This window comes from Microvirga sp. 2TAF3 (assembly GCF_052114965.1).
In the GTDB taxonomy this organism is placed as follows: Bacteria; Pseudomonadota; Alphaproteobacteria; order Rhizobiales; family Beijerinckiaceae; genus Microvirga.
In genome coordinates, this window is the sequence record NZ_JBFRFT010000009.1 from 126,825 (window position 1) to 141,691 (window position 14,867).

Consider the following 14,867-nt stretch of genomic DNA (forward strand, 5'->3'; position numbering starts at 1 on the left):
AGGAGTCCACCATGTCCCTTGCTTCCATTTCGCCTGAAAAGGCCAAGGCGCTGCTCGACCGGGGCGCCATTCTCGTCGATATCCGCGAAACCGACGAACATGCCCGCGAGCGCATTCCCGGTGCGCGCCATCATGCGTTGTCGCAACTGCCAGACGCTCTCCCGGCACCCGCAGGCCCGGTGATCTTCCATTGCCGCTCAGGGAATCGGACGAAGATCAACGCGGATCGCCTTGCCGCCGCGGCCGCATGCGAGGCCTACATTCTCGAAGGTGGAATCGATGCCTGGAAGAAGGCGGGGCTTCCGATCCTCCAGGACAAGCATCAACCCCTCGAAATGATGCGACAGGTGCAGATCGCGGCGGGCTCGCTCGTGGTTCTCGGCGCATTGCTCGGCACCTTCGTTCACCCGGGTTTCTACGCCCTGTCCGGCTTCGTGGGCGCGGGCCTGGTTTTCGCGGGCGTCACCGGCACCTGCGGCATGGCGCGCATTCTGTCTCTGGCCCCCTGGAACCGCAGGACAGCTGCGAGCGCTTAACGCGAGGACATGGCATGTCACTTCTGCTGATGAACGGCGCCGCCCTCGGATCCGGCACGCTTGTCGGGCTCGTGCTCGGTCTTGTGGGCGGAGGCGGCTCGATCCTTGCGGTTCCCCTTCTTGTCTATGCGGTCGGTATCGCATCTCCGCATGTCGCCATCGGCACAAGCGCGCTCGCAGTCTCGGTGAGCGCCTTCGGCAATCTCATGGCCCATTGGCGCGCCGGACATGTGAAATGGCGCTGCGCGCTTGTCTTTGCGAGCGCGGGCGTTCTCGGCGCGCTGGGCGGAGCGAGCCTTGCCAAGGCCATCGACGGCCAGCGCCTGCTTGCCCTGTTCGGCGTATTGATGATCGTTGTCGGTCTGGCGATGCTGCGCCGCCGACGAGCGGACGGCGATCCATCCTTGCGCCTGTCGAAGGAGAATGCCGGCGCCCTGCTCCCTCCCCTGCTCGGAACGGGCTTCGCCGTCGGCCTGCTCTCCGGTTTTTTCGGCATCGGCGGCGGTTTTCTGGTCGTGCCCGGATTGATGCTGGCAACAGGCATGCCGCTGACCTTCGCCATCGGTAGCTCGCTGGTTGCAGTGACCGCGTTCGGCGCGGCGACTGCCGCGAGCTACTCCGCCTCCGGCCTCATCGACTGGACGATCGCCAGCCTGTTCATCGGTGGCGGTCTTGTCGGCGGTTTCGGTGGCATCGCGCTCGGACAGAAGCTGAGCAAGCGCAAGCGGGCCTTGAGCATGCTCTTTGCCGCGCTCGTCATCGTAGTCGGCGTCTATGTCACGATGCGGGGCATCATCGCGCTCACCGTTGCGGCATGAGCTTTGAGGATTGCGACCGCCGCAATCCACAAAGGTCACTGCAGGGCGCTGAAACCGTTGGGCAAGAGCATATTGGCAGCGAGATCTTCCGCAATCACGTCTTCCAGAGAGACCGACAGAAGCAGGTTGCCTTGTGCATCGACCACGCTGAGATCCCACCCGTTCCAATCGAGTTTCTCGGCATCTCTTTGCTGAGAGACCTCGCGGATCGCCTGCAGGGCTTCGCCATGAGCGTCATCGAGATTGGAGATTTCAATACCGTGTTCATCCTGAAAGAAGCGGTCTCCATTCGATAGATTGAAATAACAGCGCATACAGAACCTCAACTGAACAAGCGAGCCGCATCGGCGGCAACAAGTACAGGGATTGGGAATGGGAGGTTTTGCATCACGTGCTCCGAGGCACGGTCGGAGTCGGCGCAGCCACTTGCAACGCCCCGATATCGATCAGGACGTTCACGGCACCGATAAGAGTATCGGAAGCATCGCGCAAAGGGGTGGCGAAGGGCATGAAATGAACCCATGTGCCGTCCGGTCTCTCCGCGATCGCATCGACGTTTCGCACCTCCTTGTTCTCGCGTAATGCGATGGCCATCGGACAATCCTCGTGCGGAAGCGCCGTGCCGTCCGGCCGGTAGATGCGCCAGGATCCGCACCAGCGGTCCTGTCCCAGGACGGGACGCCTCCCCCAAAGAGCCACGGCGGCTTCGTTGTAGTATGTGATGAAACCCACAGCGTCCGTGACATAGACGGCGGCCGGAAGCGCCTCAAGGATCTCCGGAAAGAGCGACGCCGCCGGCATCGGGTTGGAAACCGGTATTTTCTCAGCCCTGAGCGCCACCGGAGCAGACTTTCCCCGTTCGGACGCTTTCCTTTTCTCGCTCACCACGAGATTGAGCAGCAACTTGCGAACGTGGCGGCGAATATCTTCGGCCTGCGAAACAAGGTCCCTGTCGATGTCTGCGTACATCATCAGCCATTCCCTCCGGTTTCCAGCCGGTTGGCGCGCATTCGTGACGTCAATAGACAAAGTCGTGTTGTTGGATTCGACGATTACCAAACTTGACTATGGCGAGATCATGACAGTGCGAAACCGCCTGCCCTCATCCTTATTCTCCATCGCCGTATCCGTATTTCCTCGAACCGTTGCGCTGCACTGAAGCGGAACCGTCTGCCCGAGCGCGAGTTCAACCACGGAGAAGGGCTTGAACGATCATCGGTCGAAAGCTCAACCGGCAGGATCGCGGCGGCGACAACGGGACCGTCCGCGATCTGGCCATTGAAGTCCAGAACCACAACTGCGAGCCGCAGTTTCTCCTGAGGATCGTTCATGCCTTTGACCCTGCGTGCAATCCTGCCGACCTTGTTCGCGCTTCTGCTCGGCTACGGACTCATGCAAATGGGCAATACGCTGCAGGGCACATTGCTCAGCGTGCGCGGCAGTTTAGAGGCGTTCACGCCGACGCAGATCGGCGCGGTCGGCGCGGCATTCTGGACCGGAATCGTGCTCGGCTCCCTGTGGGCAGGAACGGTGATCGGGCGCGTCGGACATACTCGCACTTTCGCGGCGCTCGCGGCCATCGCCGCGTCAGCGACGCTTTTGCATCTCCTTGTGATCCACCCGGTGGTCTGGATCGCCGCGCGCGCGCTCACCGGTTTCTGCTTCGCCGGTCTGTTCATAGTAGTCGAAAGCTGGCTCAACGCAGCAGCCACGACGCAGACGCGAGGGCAGATCCTGAGCCTTTACGGCATGACCGGGCTGATCGCGGGCATCGGCGGACAGCTTCTTCTGCCGGCAGGCGATCCCTCCGGCTTCCGGTTGTTCTGCATCGTTTCCATGATCATCTCGCTGGCCCTGGTTCCCATCGCTCTCTCCCGCGCAACGGCACCGATTCACGCAACGGGCGAGACGAAGATCAGCCTGCCGCGTCTCAATCGGCAATCGCCCTTCGGAGTCGTAGCTGCGTTTCTATGCGGCGTGACGACCGCCTCGTTCTTCGCGCTCGGCCCTCTCCTCGCGCAACAGGCGGGCCTGGATACGAGCGGCATCGCCATCTTCATGGCCTGCGGTACACTGGGCGGTTTCGCCATGACGTGGCCGCTGGGCTGGATCTCCGACCGTGTCGACCGCCGTCTCGTCATCATCGGCGCGGCCGGAATGGCGGCAGCGATCCTGCTCGGGCTCATCACTTTCGTGCCGGAGAATCCGCCGCCTTGGGTTCTCTATGCATGCGTCGCGGTTTTCGGAGGCAGCGTCATTCCCACCTACAGCATCGTCACGGCGCATGTGAACGACATGGTCGAATCGGGCGAGTTCGTGGCGGCGTCGGGCGGCCTGTTGATCCTATTGGGAGCAGGCTCTTCCGCAGGGCCCATTTTGTCGGGCATGGCCATGTCGGCCTTTGGCCCTCTCGGACTGGCCTATGCCATCATCCTCGCGCAGATCCTGATGGCGGCGTGGGGCGTCTACCGCATCAGGCAGCGCGCCGCGCCGCCCGAAGAGCAGAAGGAGGCCTTCGTACCCGAACCCACTGTACCGGTGGGAACGGAGCTGGTGACGAATTCCTGATGGGAGTATGCGGCGACGGGGGCGCAATCACGCCGTCGCCGCGCGACGTCCGGCGGCATCGATGACGATTTCGCCATCCTCCTTGCGGAACTCGCCCAGTTGAGGCGCCGGCAGGATGTCGAGCACGGTCTCGGACGGGCGGCACAGCTTCACGCCCAGAGGCGTCACTACGATCGGGCGATTGATCAGAATCGGATGCGCCATCATGGCATCGAGCATCTGATCGTCGGTGATTGCGGGATCGCCGAGGCCGAGTTCCTGGAACGGCGTCCCCTTCTCGCGCACCACGTCACGCACGCTCACACCCATGCGGTGGATGAGCTGACGGAGGAGAAGTCGCGTCGGAGGCGTTTTGAGATACTCGATGATATGCGGCTCGACCCCGGCATTGCGGATCAGCCCGAGGGCGTTGCGCGAGGTGCCGCAATCGGGATTGTGGTAGATGATCACGTCCATGTCGAATTATCCTAAGGGTTGGTCAAGGGAATCTGGAGCAGGCAGTCCAGGCCTGAAGGTACGAAATCCATCTGCACCTGTCCTCCGAGTTCATGGGCAATGCTCCGCTCGATGAGCCTCGTGCCGAAGCCGCGATGCTCGGGTTTCCGCACGACCGGCCCTCCCTGCTCCAGCCATCGAATCGTCAGACGGTTCTCTCCGGGTTCCGGCTGCGTCACGGTCCACGAAACCCTGACGCTCCCCCGAGGGGTGGAGAGGGAGCCATATTTCGCGGCGTTCGTCGCCAGTTCGTGGAACACCATGCCGAGGCTCAAGGCCTGTTGCGGCTTGAGCTGCACAGCCTCGCCCGCGGCACGGATCCGATTTTGATCGATTCCCCCATAGGGCTGCAACTCGGCGCCAAGAATCTCGTCGATGGAAGCGCCCTCCCAGAGCTTCCGGGTGAGGATATCGTGCGTCGCGGAAAGTGCCATGAGGCGTGCAATGAAATTGGTCTGGAATGCTCCCGGATTCACGCTTCTCCGCAATGTCTGCTGCGCCAGGGACTGGACGGTGGCCAGAGTATTCTTGACCCGATGATTCAATTCATGGAGCAGAAGCAGCTGGCGCTCCTCGGCATGCTTGCGGTCCGTGATGTCGAGGGATGCTCCGATCATGTAGGCGGGGCGCCCTTCCGGATCGGAGAAGATGCGACTGCGGTCGTAGATCCAGTGCTCGGTCCCATCCGGCAGAATGGTGCGGAATTCGTGTTCCGCGGTCGCCCGGTTCTTGATGGCCATGTCGGTCACCCGGCTCACATAGTCCCGGTCGTCAGGGTGCACGAGATTGAGAACGTCGGTCAGGTTCCGGGGCACTTGAGCCGCGTCGAGACCGAAGACGCTGAGCATGGCCGGGTCCCACTCGATCAAGTCCCGCTGAATATCCCATCGCCACGTTCCCGTGTGGGATGCCTGGAGAGCCGCATACAGCCGCTCCTGCGCCGTTTCCAGCCGCTCGAGCGCGCCGCGCATGGCCGAAGCGACGAGAACCATCAGGATCGCGCTGACGAGGAAGAGCGCGAATTCTGTGATCTCGCCGATGGAGAGCAACTCGAATTCGAACGGAGTTCCGATAACGACATACCAGGTCGCAATCAGGCCCACGATGGTGGCAATGAGGCCGGGCACGATCCCGCCGATGACCGTTGCCACCAGAATTACCGGGAACAAGGTAATGAACGGAACCGACGACCCTACCAGCGGCTCCAAAACCATGCGTGCTGCAATCGCCGCAGCGACACAGCCTAATGCGATCGCAATGGCGACCGGCGAGTTGGCTGGAACGAGTTTTGTATAACGATTGAACACAAAACCGACTTGGGTACGAGGAGCGCTATAGTCTGCGGAACGGAATATGACCGAGGCGCAAAGATAAATTTTCCGACGCAGGATGAGGATCTTGAAGAGCGAGCTACCGGCACTCGCCTCCCTGCCCCAGCTTCAAACCGGAAAGGACCTTCTCTACGAGCGTTTCATAGGCTGCGCGCGTTTCGACGTTGGACAGGGAGAGTTCGAGCAGCCAATCCTTCGAGATAGGAACGATGAAGGTTTCTACCGTCACCGCATGCGACGCCGAGGGAAGGTTGGCATCGACCCAGGTCGCGGTCCAGCGCGTGGCCCCCGACGACAGGGAAGCCAGGGTCACCGCCTGGGCGGGCCGGCCGAAGAGATTTTCATGGTCACGCTGCAGAAACGCGGCATCTCGGCTTGCAAGGTCAGGCTCCGGCCGGTCCTTTACCTCCCGGGCGGAGCGCACGAACGTCTCAAGCTCGGCCGCGGCGGACATGGCGGACAGACTCATCTTCAGATCGTCGCTCGCGGCCAGCCGCCATTCCTGCGGCAAAGAGAGGATGAAACAAAGGCTCGAAGTGATTTGGCCGACGACCCGGGTTTCATCCGTCGCACGCTCGAAGCGGACAACTTCCGGCACATTCGGATCGTTCTGCATGCGCAGCGAAGCATGGCTGTCGGCAGTCGATGCGATAAGAAGCGCCACCACGGTGCCCAGGCACGGCGACAGCCTGATCAGACGCTTCCAGGGCAACATGAAGATCTCCAAGGGCGAAACTATCCTTCATGAAAGAACGCTTTCAACGGCTTCGAGTTGCCGGACGCGTCCTCTTGAGTTGACCTGTTCGGGCCCTACCTCGCCCTGAGACTTTGGCGAAAGTGGGAGATGACGGATGTCCGCCATGTTGCGCGTTTCGATCGTTGCAGCGAGCCTGATGACGGCTGGCCAAGCTTCTGCGGCCACCTGCCGGGATCCCGCCGGCTTCGAGAAATGGCTCGGCGATATCCGCCAGGAGGCGATTCAGCAAGGCATTGCGCCGGATGCCGTCAATGCCGGACTGTCGGGTGTTTCCTTCGATCAGACCGTCATCAGGAAAGACCGCGGCCAAGGCGTCTTCAAGCAGAGTTTCGAGCAATTCGCAGGTCGCATGGTATCGCCCTACCGCCTCAAGACCGGCGCAGCGCTTCTCAGGAGGCACGCGGGCACCCTTGCGCGCATCGAACAGCAATACGGCGTTCCTGGCCCGGTGCTGGTCGCGATCTGGGGGCTGGAGAGCGATTTCGGCGCCGTGAAAGGCAATATGGCGACCATCCGTTCCGTGGCGACGCTGGCTTTCGACTGCAGGCGTACGGAGATGTTCCAGGCGCATCTGTTCGATGCTCTCCGAATTGTCGAGCGCGGCGATCTCAGGCCCGGCGAGATGCGCGGCGCCTGGGCGGGAGAACTCGGGCAGACCCAGTTCATGCCGTCCTCCTACATCAAGTACGCAATCGACTTCGATGGGGATGGACGGGCCGATCTTCTCCACAGCCCTGCCGACGTTCTGGCCTCGACGGCGAACTATCTCAAAAGCCATGGCTGGATGAGAGGCGCCCCCTGGTCGCCGGGCTCGCCCAATTTCGAAGCCTTGCGGCAATGGAACAAGTCGCAGGTCTATTCGCAGACCGTGGGCTATTTCGCGACGCGGCTGTCCGATGGGGATATCTCGGACGACAGCGTGAGCCAATAAGACGCACGCCGAAGAAAAGGGTGGGCATTTTGCGAGGCCCACCCTGTCGATCGATCAGCCGCGGGCGCGAGCGCGGATCATGAAGTTGTCGTAGGCGTATTCGGCCACCTGGAACCAGAGATATTCCTCGCCGCGGAACGCCTTGTAACTGTCATAGAGCTTCTTGAAGTTCGGGTTGGAGGCGGAGAGTTCGTCGTAGATCTCGTTCGCCGCCTTGTAGGCCGCTTCCATGATTTCCTGCGAGAACGGCCGTAGCTGCGCCCCCGCGCCGATCAGGCTGCGCAGAGCTGCGGGATTGCGGGCGTCGTATTTCGCCTGCGTATCCACATTCGCATAACCCGCGGCCGCCTGCACTGCCGCTTGGTATGCCTTCGGCAGGGAGTTCCACTTCTCAAGATTGATGAAGAAATGAATCGCCGGGCCGCCTTCCCAGAAGCCGGGGTAATAGTAATAGGGCGCGACCTTGTTCAGGCCGAGCTTCTCGTCGTCATAAGGCGCGACCCACTCGGCGGCGTCGATGGTGCCGCGCTCGAGGGAGGGATAGAGATCTCCGCCCGCGATTTGCTGCGGCACCACGCCGAGCTTCGCCATGATCTGGCCCGCCAGACCCGCGATGCGCATCTTGAGGCCCTTCAGGTCGTCGACGGTCTTGATCTCCTTGCGGAACCAGCCGCCCATCTGGGCTCCGGTATTGCCGGCGGGAAGCGCGAAAAGGTTATACTTGGAATAGAACTCGTTGAGCAGCTTGTTGCCGTCGCCGTGATAGAGCCAGGCATTGGTCTGACGCGAATTCAGGCCGAAGGGCAGATTGGTGCCGATGGCGAAGGTCGGGTCCTTGCCGATGTAGTAGTAGGAGCAGGAATGCGCCATCTCGACGGTGCCGTTGCCGACCGCATCTGCCGCCTGCGGCGTGCCGACGATTTCGCCCGCCGCGAAAGGCTGAATCTGGAATTTGCCGTCCGTCGCCTCGGCGACATACTTGGCGAGAAGCTCACCTCCGCCGAAGAGAGTATCGAGCGACTTCGGAAAGCCCGAGGTGAGGCGCCAGCGGATCTCGGGAGAGGACTGGGCGATGGCGGGCATGGCCACCGCTCCTGCCGCCGTTCCAACTGTGGCGGCCTGGAGAAAAGCGCGACGCTTCATGGAGATTCCTTTCACAATATGAGTTTCCACAACGCGCTGAAGACAGAACGTTTCAAAACACAACCTGGAAACACACCAGTTTGACCAAGCTCCTCATAACGGCACGAGCGGAAGGAGGCATGCCCATAAAAGCAGGGACATCATGCGTCAGACGCATGCATCACACCGGGATGGAATGACAAGCTGGGCGGCCAGTCGGTTTTCAATGGCTTTTGGTAGGAAGCAAACCGCTCTCACAGAGGTGGGCCGCCCATTTTTCGGGCGGGGAAACGGTTCCCCACGTTGCGTTGACGCGAGTCTTCGGTTCCTGAAAATGCTCTAGGTCATCAACTCCCCTGCTCCCCAAGCCAGGAGCAGCAGGATGATGAACAGCACGAGGAAGAGGCCGAAAAGAACCTTGGCGATGGTTTTAGCCCCGGAAGCGACACCCGTGAATCCCAACGCACCTGCAACGAGGGAGATGACGAGAAAGATTAGGGCCCATTTGAGCATGATTGTCGCTTTCCGGGAAAATGGTCGCCTCAAAAGACATAAAGTCTCAGGACCATTCGGGTTCCATCCGGACCCAAGGCCAGCGCCTAGCTCTCGGCAGGTGATCAACCCAAGGCCTTGGCGATGGCTTCGAGGACGGCGGCGATACGGAAAGGTTTGCGCAGGAAGGTCTTATATCCGGAACTGCGCTGCGCAACGGTTTCCTCGGGCAGCGAACTCATCACGATGACAGGGATGCCGGATGTGCCAGGGTTCGCCGTGAGGGCGGCAAGCATCGCCGGTCCATCCATGATCGGCATCATGAAGTCGACGATGATGAGATCCGGAGGCCACTCGGCAAGGCGCTCGAGCCCCTGCTTTCCGTTGTTGGCGACGATGACGCGATAGCCTTCGTCGCCGAGGAGCGCTTCGAGCACCTCTGCGACCGCCCACTCGTCATCAACCACGAGGATAGTCTTCACGTGCTGTCTCCCGAGGGCTCGTCGGGAGCGAAGAGCGGCACCGTGAAAGGCGCCGGCACAGCGCCCGTCTGGCGAACGAGTTCATTCAGGACGAGATCGGCCTGTATCGAGTCGGCTTCGATTTCGATCCCGCGCGTCGTGATGTCGTAGCGTCGAAACCGAGGCTGGATAGCGCTGTCGCGGGCCTTGAGCACCACAATCAGCCGATGGATATCGGCTCCTAAAGCGGCAAGGCGCATAAGCACGATGTTTTCGGCAATCGGCGACAGCCCCACGATGGGGAGGCTCGCCAGCGGCTGGCCGGGCACGATGCCGTTGAAATCGAGCTCGAAGGTTCCGAGCATCGTGGCGCCCAGCGCACGGAACTCGTTCGCCAATGCGGTGAGCGAGGGGCCAATGCGGCTCTGCTCCCCCGTCATCTGCAGAAAGTCGTTGATCCCGTCGATGAAGATGCGTTTCGCGCCCTGCGTGCGGACCCTGTCCAACAGCCGTATGCAGACCTCGTCGAAGTTTCCTTCCGTCGACGGCTGCCAGAGGATTTCGACCTGTCCTGAGTCGAAATGACGGGCGACGGTCAGATTCAGCGAATGCGCCTTGAAACGGATTGATTCCGGGCTCTCGTCGAAGCTGAGATAGACCCCTTGCTCGTCACCGGTTCCGAGGAACTGGTGGCCGACCGTGCTCTTGCCAGAGCCGGCGGCGCCCATGAGCAGTGTCGTCGAATGGCGATGGAGTCCTCCGCCGAGCATGCCGTCGAGCATGTGAATGCCCGTAGAAAGCTTCGGACCATCCACCTCGATCGGGCGGCTCGGTTCAACGAGCAAGGCCTCGATGCGCGGCTGGACCACAATGCCAGCATCCGTAACCTGGAAGGAGTGGAGCCCACGCATGAAGTCACCGCCCCGCATCTTATGGACCAGGAGTTCGCGCTCTGAACGCCGCCTGTGAAGCACGCTGCGCAGCTCGATGAGACCATCCACCATGGTATGCTCGGCGGAGGCAAAGCCTTGATCGGCTGCGGCGCTGGTCAGCAAGACCATGGTGCAATCCGCGAGATCCGCCTGGATCTGAAGTTCATGAATGAATTTCTTGAACTCGCGAGGTGTGCCCGCAGTTTCCTCCGCCGAGACCAATCCGTCCAGAATGAGAAGGTCGACCTGCCTTGCGCGGATTTCACGCCGCAATGCCTCGGTGAGCCCCTTCAGCCCCTCCGTCTCCAGAATACGAAAGGCACTGAGATAGGAGACACCATCTGGAATCGACGCCTCGTCGAAGAAGGCGAGTTGTCCGATATGAGCCAGCATGCGCCCATGCGTTTCGGCGAGCAGGGTGACATAGAGCGCCCGTCCGCCCTTTGCCGCATGGTTGAAGCAGAGCTGGTTGCCCAGGATCGTCTTGCCTGCGCCGGGCGTGCCTTGAACGATGTAGATGCCGCCGCGCAGGACCCCACCCTGAAGGATCGTGTCCAGACCCCGGATTCCTGTCGGAAGCTTGTCGATGCCCCGGTCGTTCACCTTGCGTTCCTAATGTCGTTCATCATGCTTGTTCCGTTTCGTGATTCGGCAGGTGGAGCGTGAAGGTCGTTCCTTGTCCAGGCGCACTGCGTATCCGAATATCTGCTCTCATCGCCTCTACCAATTGCCCGACGACCCATAATCCGACTCCGAAGCCACCAATGGCAACCCCTTGGGTCGCCGCCCGCTCGAAACGGTCGAAGATCCGGGACTGATCGCGGGCTGAAATCCCGACGCCCTGATCCCGCACCTCGAGGACCACGCTTTCAGGGTCGGATCGGAGATGCAGATAGATGGGACGGCCGAGACCGTACTTCACCGCGTTCGAGATCAGATTGTCGAGAATTTGCTCCATTGCCAAGCGGTCGAGGTGGACGAAAAGGCTGTCCGGAACATCGATCGCGATGGAGGAGCCTACGTAATGGGCCGCGGGTGTCAGGGCCCCGGCGACCTCCCTCGCCAATGCGGCAAGATCGAATGTCTCGAGCTGGAGGCTGAGCTTGCCGGTGGTCATGCGCGACACTTCGAGAAGCGCGGTCGCGCGCCGCACATAATGCTCGACCAGCGTCTCGAGACGGCCAAGGCCGCGGGCGAGATCGGAATTGGAACGGTCAGGCTCATCGGCGATGCGCCGCAACCGCTGAACATGCGCGAGGATCGGCGTCATCGGATTGCGCAGCTCGTGAGCGGCGACGGCCAGGAAGGCATCGCGAGCGGCGACCGCGTCCTGCAACTCCGTCACTTGGCGTTCCAGCGCCTCAATGGCGCGCTTCTGCGATTGGTCGTTTGACACCATCTGTTTCGGACTATCCATCAACGAGGCGTCTCCGCCGACGGACCAACATCCCATATGAAGCCGCCTGCCCTAGGGATAGGGCGCAGGCGGGGAGAGTTCAATGCCTGCAGGAGCACAAGAAAACCTGAAACTCTGCGACGCATGACTTCTCACATCACCACGGTCACTTTTTCGGCAGCACGCGTCAGAGCCGTATAGAGCCAGCGGCTGCGGTGTTCGCGGAAGGCGTACGACTCGTCGAACAGCATGAGATCGTCCCATTGCGAGCCTTGGGCTTTGTGAACGGTGAGCGCGTACCCGTAAGTGAACTCGTCGGACTCGCGGCGCAGGACGAAGGGAACCTCCTCCTCCGCCCCCTCGAAGAAGGCCTTGTGAACCGACACCTCGACGGCCTTTCGGCGGCCGTCGTCGTCGGGCAGCACGTCCATGCGGATGAAGTCGTTGCGGATGCCGCGCAAGGCCTGGATGTTCCAGGTGCCGCCGTTGAGCAGGCCTTTCGTCTTGTCGTTACGCAGGCAGACGAGCTTCTCGCCTGCCGCCGGCATCGGATCGCGATAGCCGTTAAGCTCGCGCAGGCGGGTATTGTAAAGACGGCGCGTCTTATTGAGGCCGACCAGAACCTGATCCGCCTCCATCACCATGCCGGCATCGATCTCCCGGCGGCGGATGATGCGGCTCTCGCCATAGGTTCCAGGTTCCAATCGCCCCCCTTCCCGCACCTTCATCGACATATGGATGATGGGATTGTCCTCCGCCTGGCGATGCACCTCGGTAAGCATCACGTCGGGTTCCGCCTCCGTGAAGAATCCGCCGCCCTTCACCGGAGGCAACTGCGCCGGATCGCCGAGCACGAGGACGGGCTGGCCGAACGAGAGCAGATCGCGCCCCAGTTCCTCATCCACCATCGAACATTCGTCGATGACGATGAGATCCGCCTTGGCGGCCGGGCTCTGGCGATTGAGCACGAATTGCGGCCCGCCCTCGTCGGACTCGCGCGAGCGGTAGATCATCGAATGGATGGTGGAGGCATCCGTGCAGCCCTTCGAGCGCAGGACGAGGGCCGCCTTGCCCGTATACGCGCCGAAGGCGACCTCGCCATCTACGCCCTCGGCGATGTGTCGGGCGAGTGTCGTCTTTCCCGTGCCCGCATAGCCGAACAGCCGGAAGACGGGCCTGTCGCCCCTGCGCAGCCAATCGGCGACGGCTTTCAAAGCGGCATCCTGTTGCGGGGACCATGTCATGAGGATTTTGCCTCGCGGCGCAGGGAATAGAGAAGGCCCGCGATGATGCAGGCGCTGCCGATGAATACATAAGGATCGAGCCGCTCACCATAAAGCCTCCAGCCGGCGAAGGCGATCAGCGGGATGCGCAGGAAATCGAGCGGCACGACCATGCTTGCATCGCCATGGCGATAGGCGTTCGTCAGGCAATAATGCGAGAGCAGCCCTCCGGCGCAGATGCCGGTGAGCGGCAGGGCCTGGGACACATCGACCCTGTGCCAGAAGCCCCAGCCCGATCCCGCGAGGTTCAGGGGCAGCTGGATCAGATTCATGAGGAAAATGATCGAGAAGGTGCTCTCGGTCATGGTGAGGCGCTTCGTAACGATTGAAACGATGGCGAAGGTGAAGGCGACGGCAAGCACCATCAGGCTTGCCGGCTGCACCGACTCCGAGCCGGGGCGCAGGATGACGAGAACACCCACGAAGCCGGACACGACGGCGACGAGACGTCCCCTGGTCAGCCTTTCATTCAAGAACGGGATCGCCAGCAGCGCCACCCAGCCGGGGGTCGTGAACTCGAGCGCGAAGACGGTTGCGAGAGGCAGGATCGTGAGGCTGTATGCCCACGCCGCCGTGCTCGCGAAGTGCAGCGTGTTGCGGGTGAGGTGAAGGCCGAGCCGATGCGGCTTCAACCCGCAACGCAGGCCGGGCCGGACGAGCGCGAGCCCCAGAAGGAACAGGATTCCCGACGCGTTGCGGATCGACAGGATCTCGAACACCGAAAATGTCGGTGACAGCGCCCGCACGGAGACGGCGGCTGCGGAGAAGGACAGAAGCGCACCGCTCATCCAGAAGACGACGGCGAGAATGCTGCGATGGGACACGGCGATATGGTCCAGGGAAAGGTTCGGCGGGACAAGGTTTCCCCTGGCTTAGCGCCTTGAATGCCCGCCGTGAAGGCTCTTTACAGATAGGCGATCATGCGCCTGGCGCCGAGGCCAAGGATCCGGGTTGCAAGCGACACGAAGGCCGAGGGCCATGCTGTGCCGGTCAATGATCCGGTCCACAACGCGCCGCCAAACCGGGCTGAAAGATGCCGAACATTCACGCGCCCGACCGCGATGAAGACCAGCTTGGCGTAAAAGGCCGGGTTGACGCCGAGATGTGTTTCCTCCGCAGCGAGAAGCACGGGTCCCCTGACGATCTGAATCGCAAGGCCGAATGGGGATGGCGTCACGTCCGATGCGCAGCGTCCTCGAAACGCCGGAAGACCAATGCGCAATCGAATACAGCGATTGCGCCGACAACGAAGGCGGCGCCGAGGACATGCATGACGTCGGCAAACGGGTAGATCCATGAAGACTGGCGTGCGAGACGGCCGGGACCTGACTGCTCCAGGACCCTTAGGCCATCGGCATAGAGCCCGATCATCAGCGCAGATCGAAGATCTTGCCGACGACCGTGATCCGTTCCGCGTGCAGTTCGTGCTCAACGCGCGTCGAGGGAAAGCCCCCGACGCGAACCCAAGCGCCAACCTTGAGCGTGTCCAGGCTCAAACCGCGCAGCGAACCGAAAAAGAGGGGCAAGAACGACCTCCCACATGGCATTGTCGTGATTCACACCCACACGCACATGCGGATTTTGCCAGCTGAGGTGCATCACGGGGCACCGATCGGCAAAATTTTCGATGCGTCGTAACTGCCCCATCCATGACGCGCGAATGCGGTGGTACGCGCGAATGCTATGCCTGTACATATGGAGAGCATCACGCTTCGTCTCATGACTCGACTTCATTAGAAGATATC

The 14,867-nt window shown here is 61.6% G+C and carries 20 protein-coding genes; 4 read left to right on the top strand and 16 right to left on the bottom strand.

Going from position 1 to position 14,867, the window contains the following annotated elements:
- Positions 1–11: 11 nt before the first annotated feature.
- On the top strand, positions 12–536 hold the full coding sequence (locus AB4Y97_RS11385; RefSeq protein WP_441999161.1) for a rhodanese family protein: 525 nt from the start codon (positions 12–14) through the stop codon (positions 534–536).
- Between the two features lie 14 nt (positions 537–550).
- Complete coding sequence (locus AB4Y97_RS11390; RefSeq protein WP_441999162.1) at positions 551–1,354, top strand: sulfite exporter TauE/SafE family protein; 804 nt, start codon at positions 551–553, stop codon at positions 1,352–1,354.
- 35 nt (positions 1,355–1,389) lie between these two features.
- Here the strand turns inward: AB4Y97_RS11390 and AB4Y97_RS11395 are convergent, their stop codons facing one another.
- The 3 genes from AB4Y97_RS11395 to AB4Y97_RS11405 all read right to left on the bottom strand — a co-directional run bounded on the left by AB4Y97_RS11395 (position 1,390) and on the right by AB4Y97_RS11405 (position 2,685).
- Positions 1,390–1,668 (bottom strand): DUF6894 family protein, encoded by a 279-nt coding sequence (locus AB4Y97_RS11395; protein WP_441999163.1) that lies wholly within the window; start codon positions 1,666–1,668, stop codon positions 1,390–1,392.
- Between the two features lie 73 nt (positions 1,669–1,741).
- Positions 1,742–2,326 (bottom strand): PAS domain-containing protein, encoded by a 585-nt coding sequence (locus AB4Y97_RS11400; RefSeq protein ID WP_441999164.1) that lies wholly within the window; start codon positions 2,324–2,326, stop codon positions 1,742–1,744.
- A 104-nt stretch (positions 2,327–2,430) separates the two neighbouring features.
- The gene (locus AB4Y97_RS11405; RefSeq protein ID WP_441999165.1) at positions 2,431–2,685 is read right to left on the bottom strand and encodes a hypothetical protein; all 255 of its coding nucleotides are present in this window, start codon (positions 2,683–2,685) and stop codon (positions 2,431–2,433) included.
- Here AB4Y97_RS11405 and AB4Y97_RS11410 point away from each other — a divergent pair.
- Positions 2,684–3,922, top strand: a complete 1,239-nt coding sequence (locus AB4Y97_RS11410; RefSeq protein WP_441999166.1) for an MFS transporter — start codon at positions 2,684–2,686, stop codon at positions 3,920–3,922. The genes AB4Y97_RS11405 and AB4Y97_RS11410 overlap by 2 nt on opposite strands.
- Positions 3,923–3,949: 27 nt before the next feature.
- Here the strand turns inward: AB4Y97_RS11410 and arsC are convergent, their stop codons facing one another.
- The 3 genes from arsC to AB4Y97_RS11425 form a co-directional block, all read right to left on the bottom strand.
- A complete protein-coding gene (gene arsC, locus AB4Y97_RS11415; RefSeq protein ID WP_441999167.1) occupies positions 3,950–4,378 on the bottom strand; it encodes an arsenate reductase (glutaredoxin) in 429 nt (142 codons plus the stop codon).
- 11 nt (positions 4,379–4,389) lie between these two features.
- Complete coding sequence (locus AB4Y97_RS11420; protein WP_441999168.1) at positions 4,390–5,724, bottom strand: sensor histidine kinase; 1,335 nt, start codon at positions 5,722–5,724, stop codon at positions 4,390–4,392.
- Positions 5,725–5,827: 103 nt separating this feature from the next.
- Complete coding sequence (locus AB4Y97_RS11425; RefSeq protein WP_441999169.1) at positions 5,828–6,463, bottom strand: hypothetical protein; 636 nt, start codon at positions 6,461–6,463, stop codon at positions 5,828–5,830.
- 136 nt (positions 6,464–6,599) lie between these two features.
- Between AB4Y97_RS11425 and AB4Y97_RS11430 the strand changes: the two genes are divergently transcribed.
- Positions 6,600–7,436 (top strand): lytic murein transglycosylase, encoded by an 837-nt coding sequence (locus AB4Y97_RS11430; RefSeq protein ID WP_441999170.1) that lies wholly within the window; start codon positions 6,600–6,602, stop codon positions 7,434–7,436.
- 54 nt (positions 7,437–7,490) lie between these two features.
- On the opposite strand, the gene AB4Y97_RS11435 is transcribed toward AB4Y97_RS11430, so the two are convergent.
- From AB4Y97_RS11435 to AB4Y97_RS11480, 10 genes are all read right to left on the bottom strand, one after another.
- Positions 7,491–8,579, bottom strand: a complete 1,089-nt coding sequence (locus AB4Y97_RS11435) for a TRAP transporter substrate-binding protein (protein WP_441999171.1) — start codon at positions 8,577–8,579, stop codon at positions 7,491–7,493.
- A gap of 318 nt (positions 8,580–8,897) precedes the next feature.
- On the bottom strand, positions 8,898–9,071 hold the full coding sequence (locus AB4Y97_RS11440; protein ID WP_441999172.1) for a DUF1328 domain-containing protein: 174 nt from the start codon (positions 9,069–9,071) through the stop codon (positions 8,898–8,900).
- A 104-nt stretch (positions 9,072–9,175) separates the two neighbouring features.
- Positions 9,176–9,532, bottom strand: a complete 357-nt coding sequence (locus AB4Y97_RS11445; RefSeq protein ID WP_441999173.1) for a response regulator — start codon at positions 9,530–9,532, stop codon at positions 9,176–9,178.
- Positions 9,529–11,046, bottom strand: a complete 1,518-nt coding sequence (locus AB4Y97_RS11450; protein ID WP_441999174.1) for an RAD55 family ATPase — start codon at positions 11,044–11,046, stop codon at positions 9,529–9,531. The genes AB4Y97_RS11445 and AB4Y97_RS11450 overlap by 4 nt, the downstream gene beginning before the upstream one ends.
- A gap of 22 nt (positions 11,047–11,068) precedes the next feature.
- Positions 11,069–11,842 carry a sensor histidine kinase gene (locus AB4Y97_RS11455; RefSeq protein WP_441999175.1) on the bottom strand — a complete coding sequence of 258 codons (774 nt, stop codon included), beginning with the start codon at positions 11,840–11,842 and terminating at the stop codon, positions 11,069–11,071.
- Positions 11,843–11,991: 149 nt separating this feature from the next.
- The gene (locus tag AB4Y97_RS11460) at positions 11,992–13,083 is read right to left on the bottom strand and encodes an ATP-dependent DNA helicase (protein ID WP_441999176.1); all 1,092 of its coding nucleotides are present in this window, start codon (positions 13,081–13,083) and stop codon (positions 11,992–11,994) included.
- Positions 13,080–13,946, bottom strand: a complete 867-nt coding sequence (locus AB4Y97_RS11465) for a DMT family transporter (protein WP_441999177.1) — start codon at positions 13,944–13,946, stop codon at positions 13,080–13,082. Before AB4Y97_RS11465 ends, AB4Y97_RS11460 begins: the two co-directional genes overlap by 4 nt.
- 80 nt (positions 13,947–14,026) lie before the next feature.
- The gene (locus tag AB4Y97_RS11470) at positions 14,027–14,299 is read right to left on the bottom strand and encodes a hypothetical protein (protein WP_441999178.1); all 273 of its coding nucleotides are present in this window, start codon (positions 14,297–14,299) and stop codon (positions 14,027–14,029) included.
- Positions 14,296–14,493 carry a hypothetical protein gene (locus AB4Y97_RS11475; RefSeq protein ID WP_441999179.1) on the bottom strand — a complete coding sequence of 66 codons (198 nt, stop codon included), beginning with the start codon at positions 14,491–14,493 and terminating at the stop codon, positions 14,296–14,298. The genes AB4Y97_RS11470 and AB4Y97_RS11475 overlap by 4 nt, the downstream gene beginning before the upstream one ends.
- Positions 14,493–14,648: a hypothetical protein gene (locus AB4Y97_RS11480; RefSeq protein WP_441999180.1), complete on the bottom strand. Its 156-nt coding sequence runs from the start codon at positions 14,646–14,648 to the stop codon at positions 14,493–14,495. Before AB4Y97_RS11480 ends, AB4Y97_RS11475 begins: the two co-directional genes overlap by 1 nt.
- Positions 14,649–14,867 lie beyond the last annotated feature (219 nt).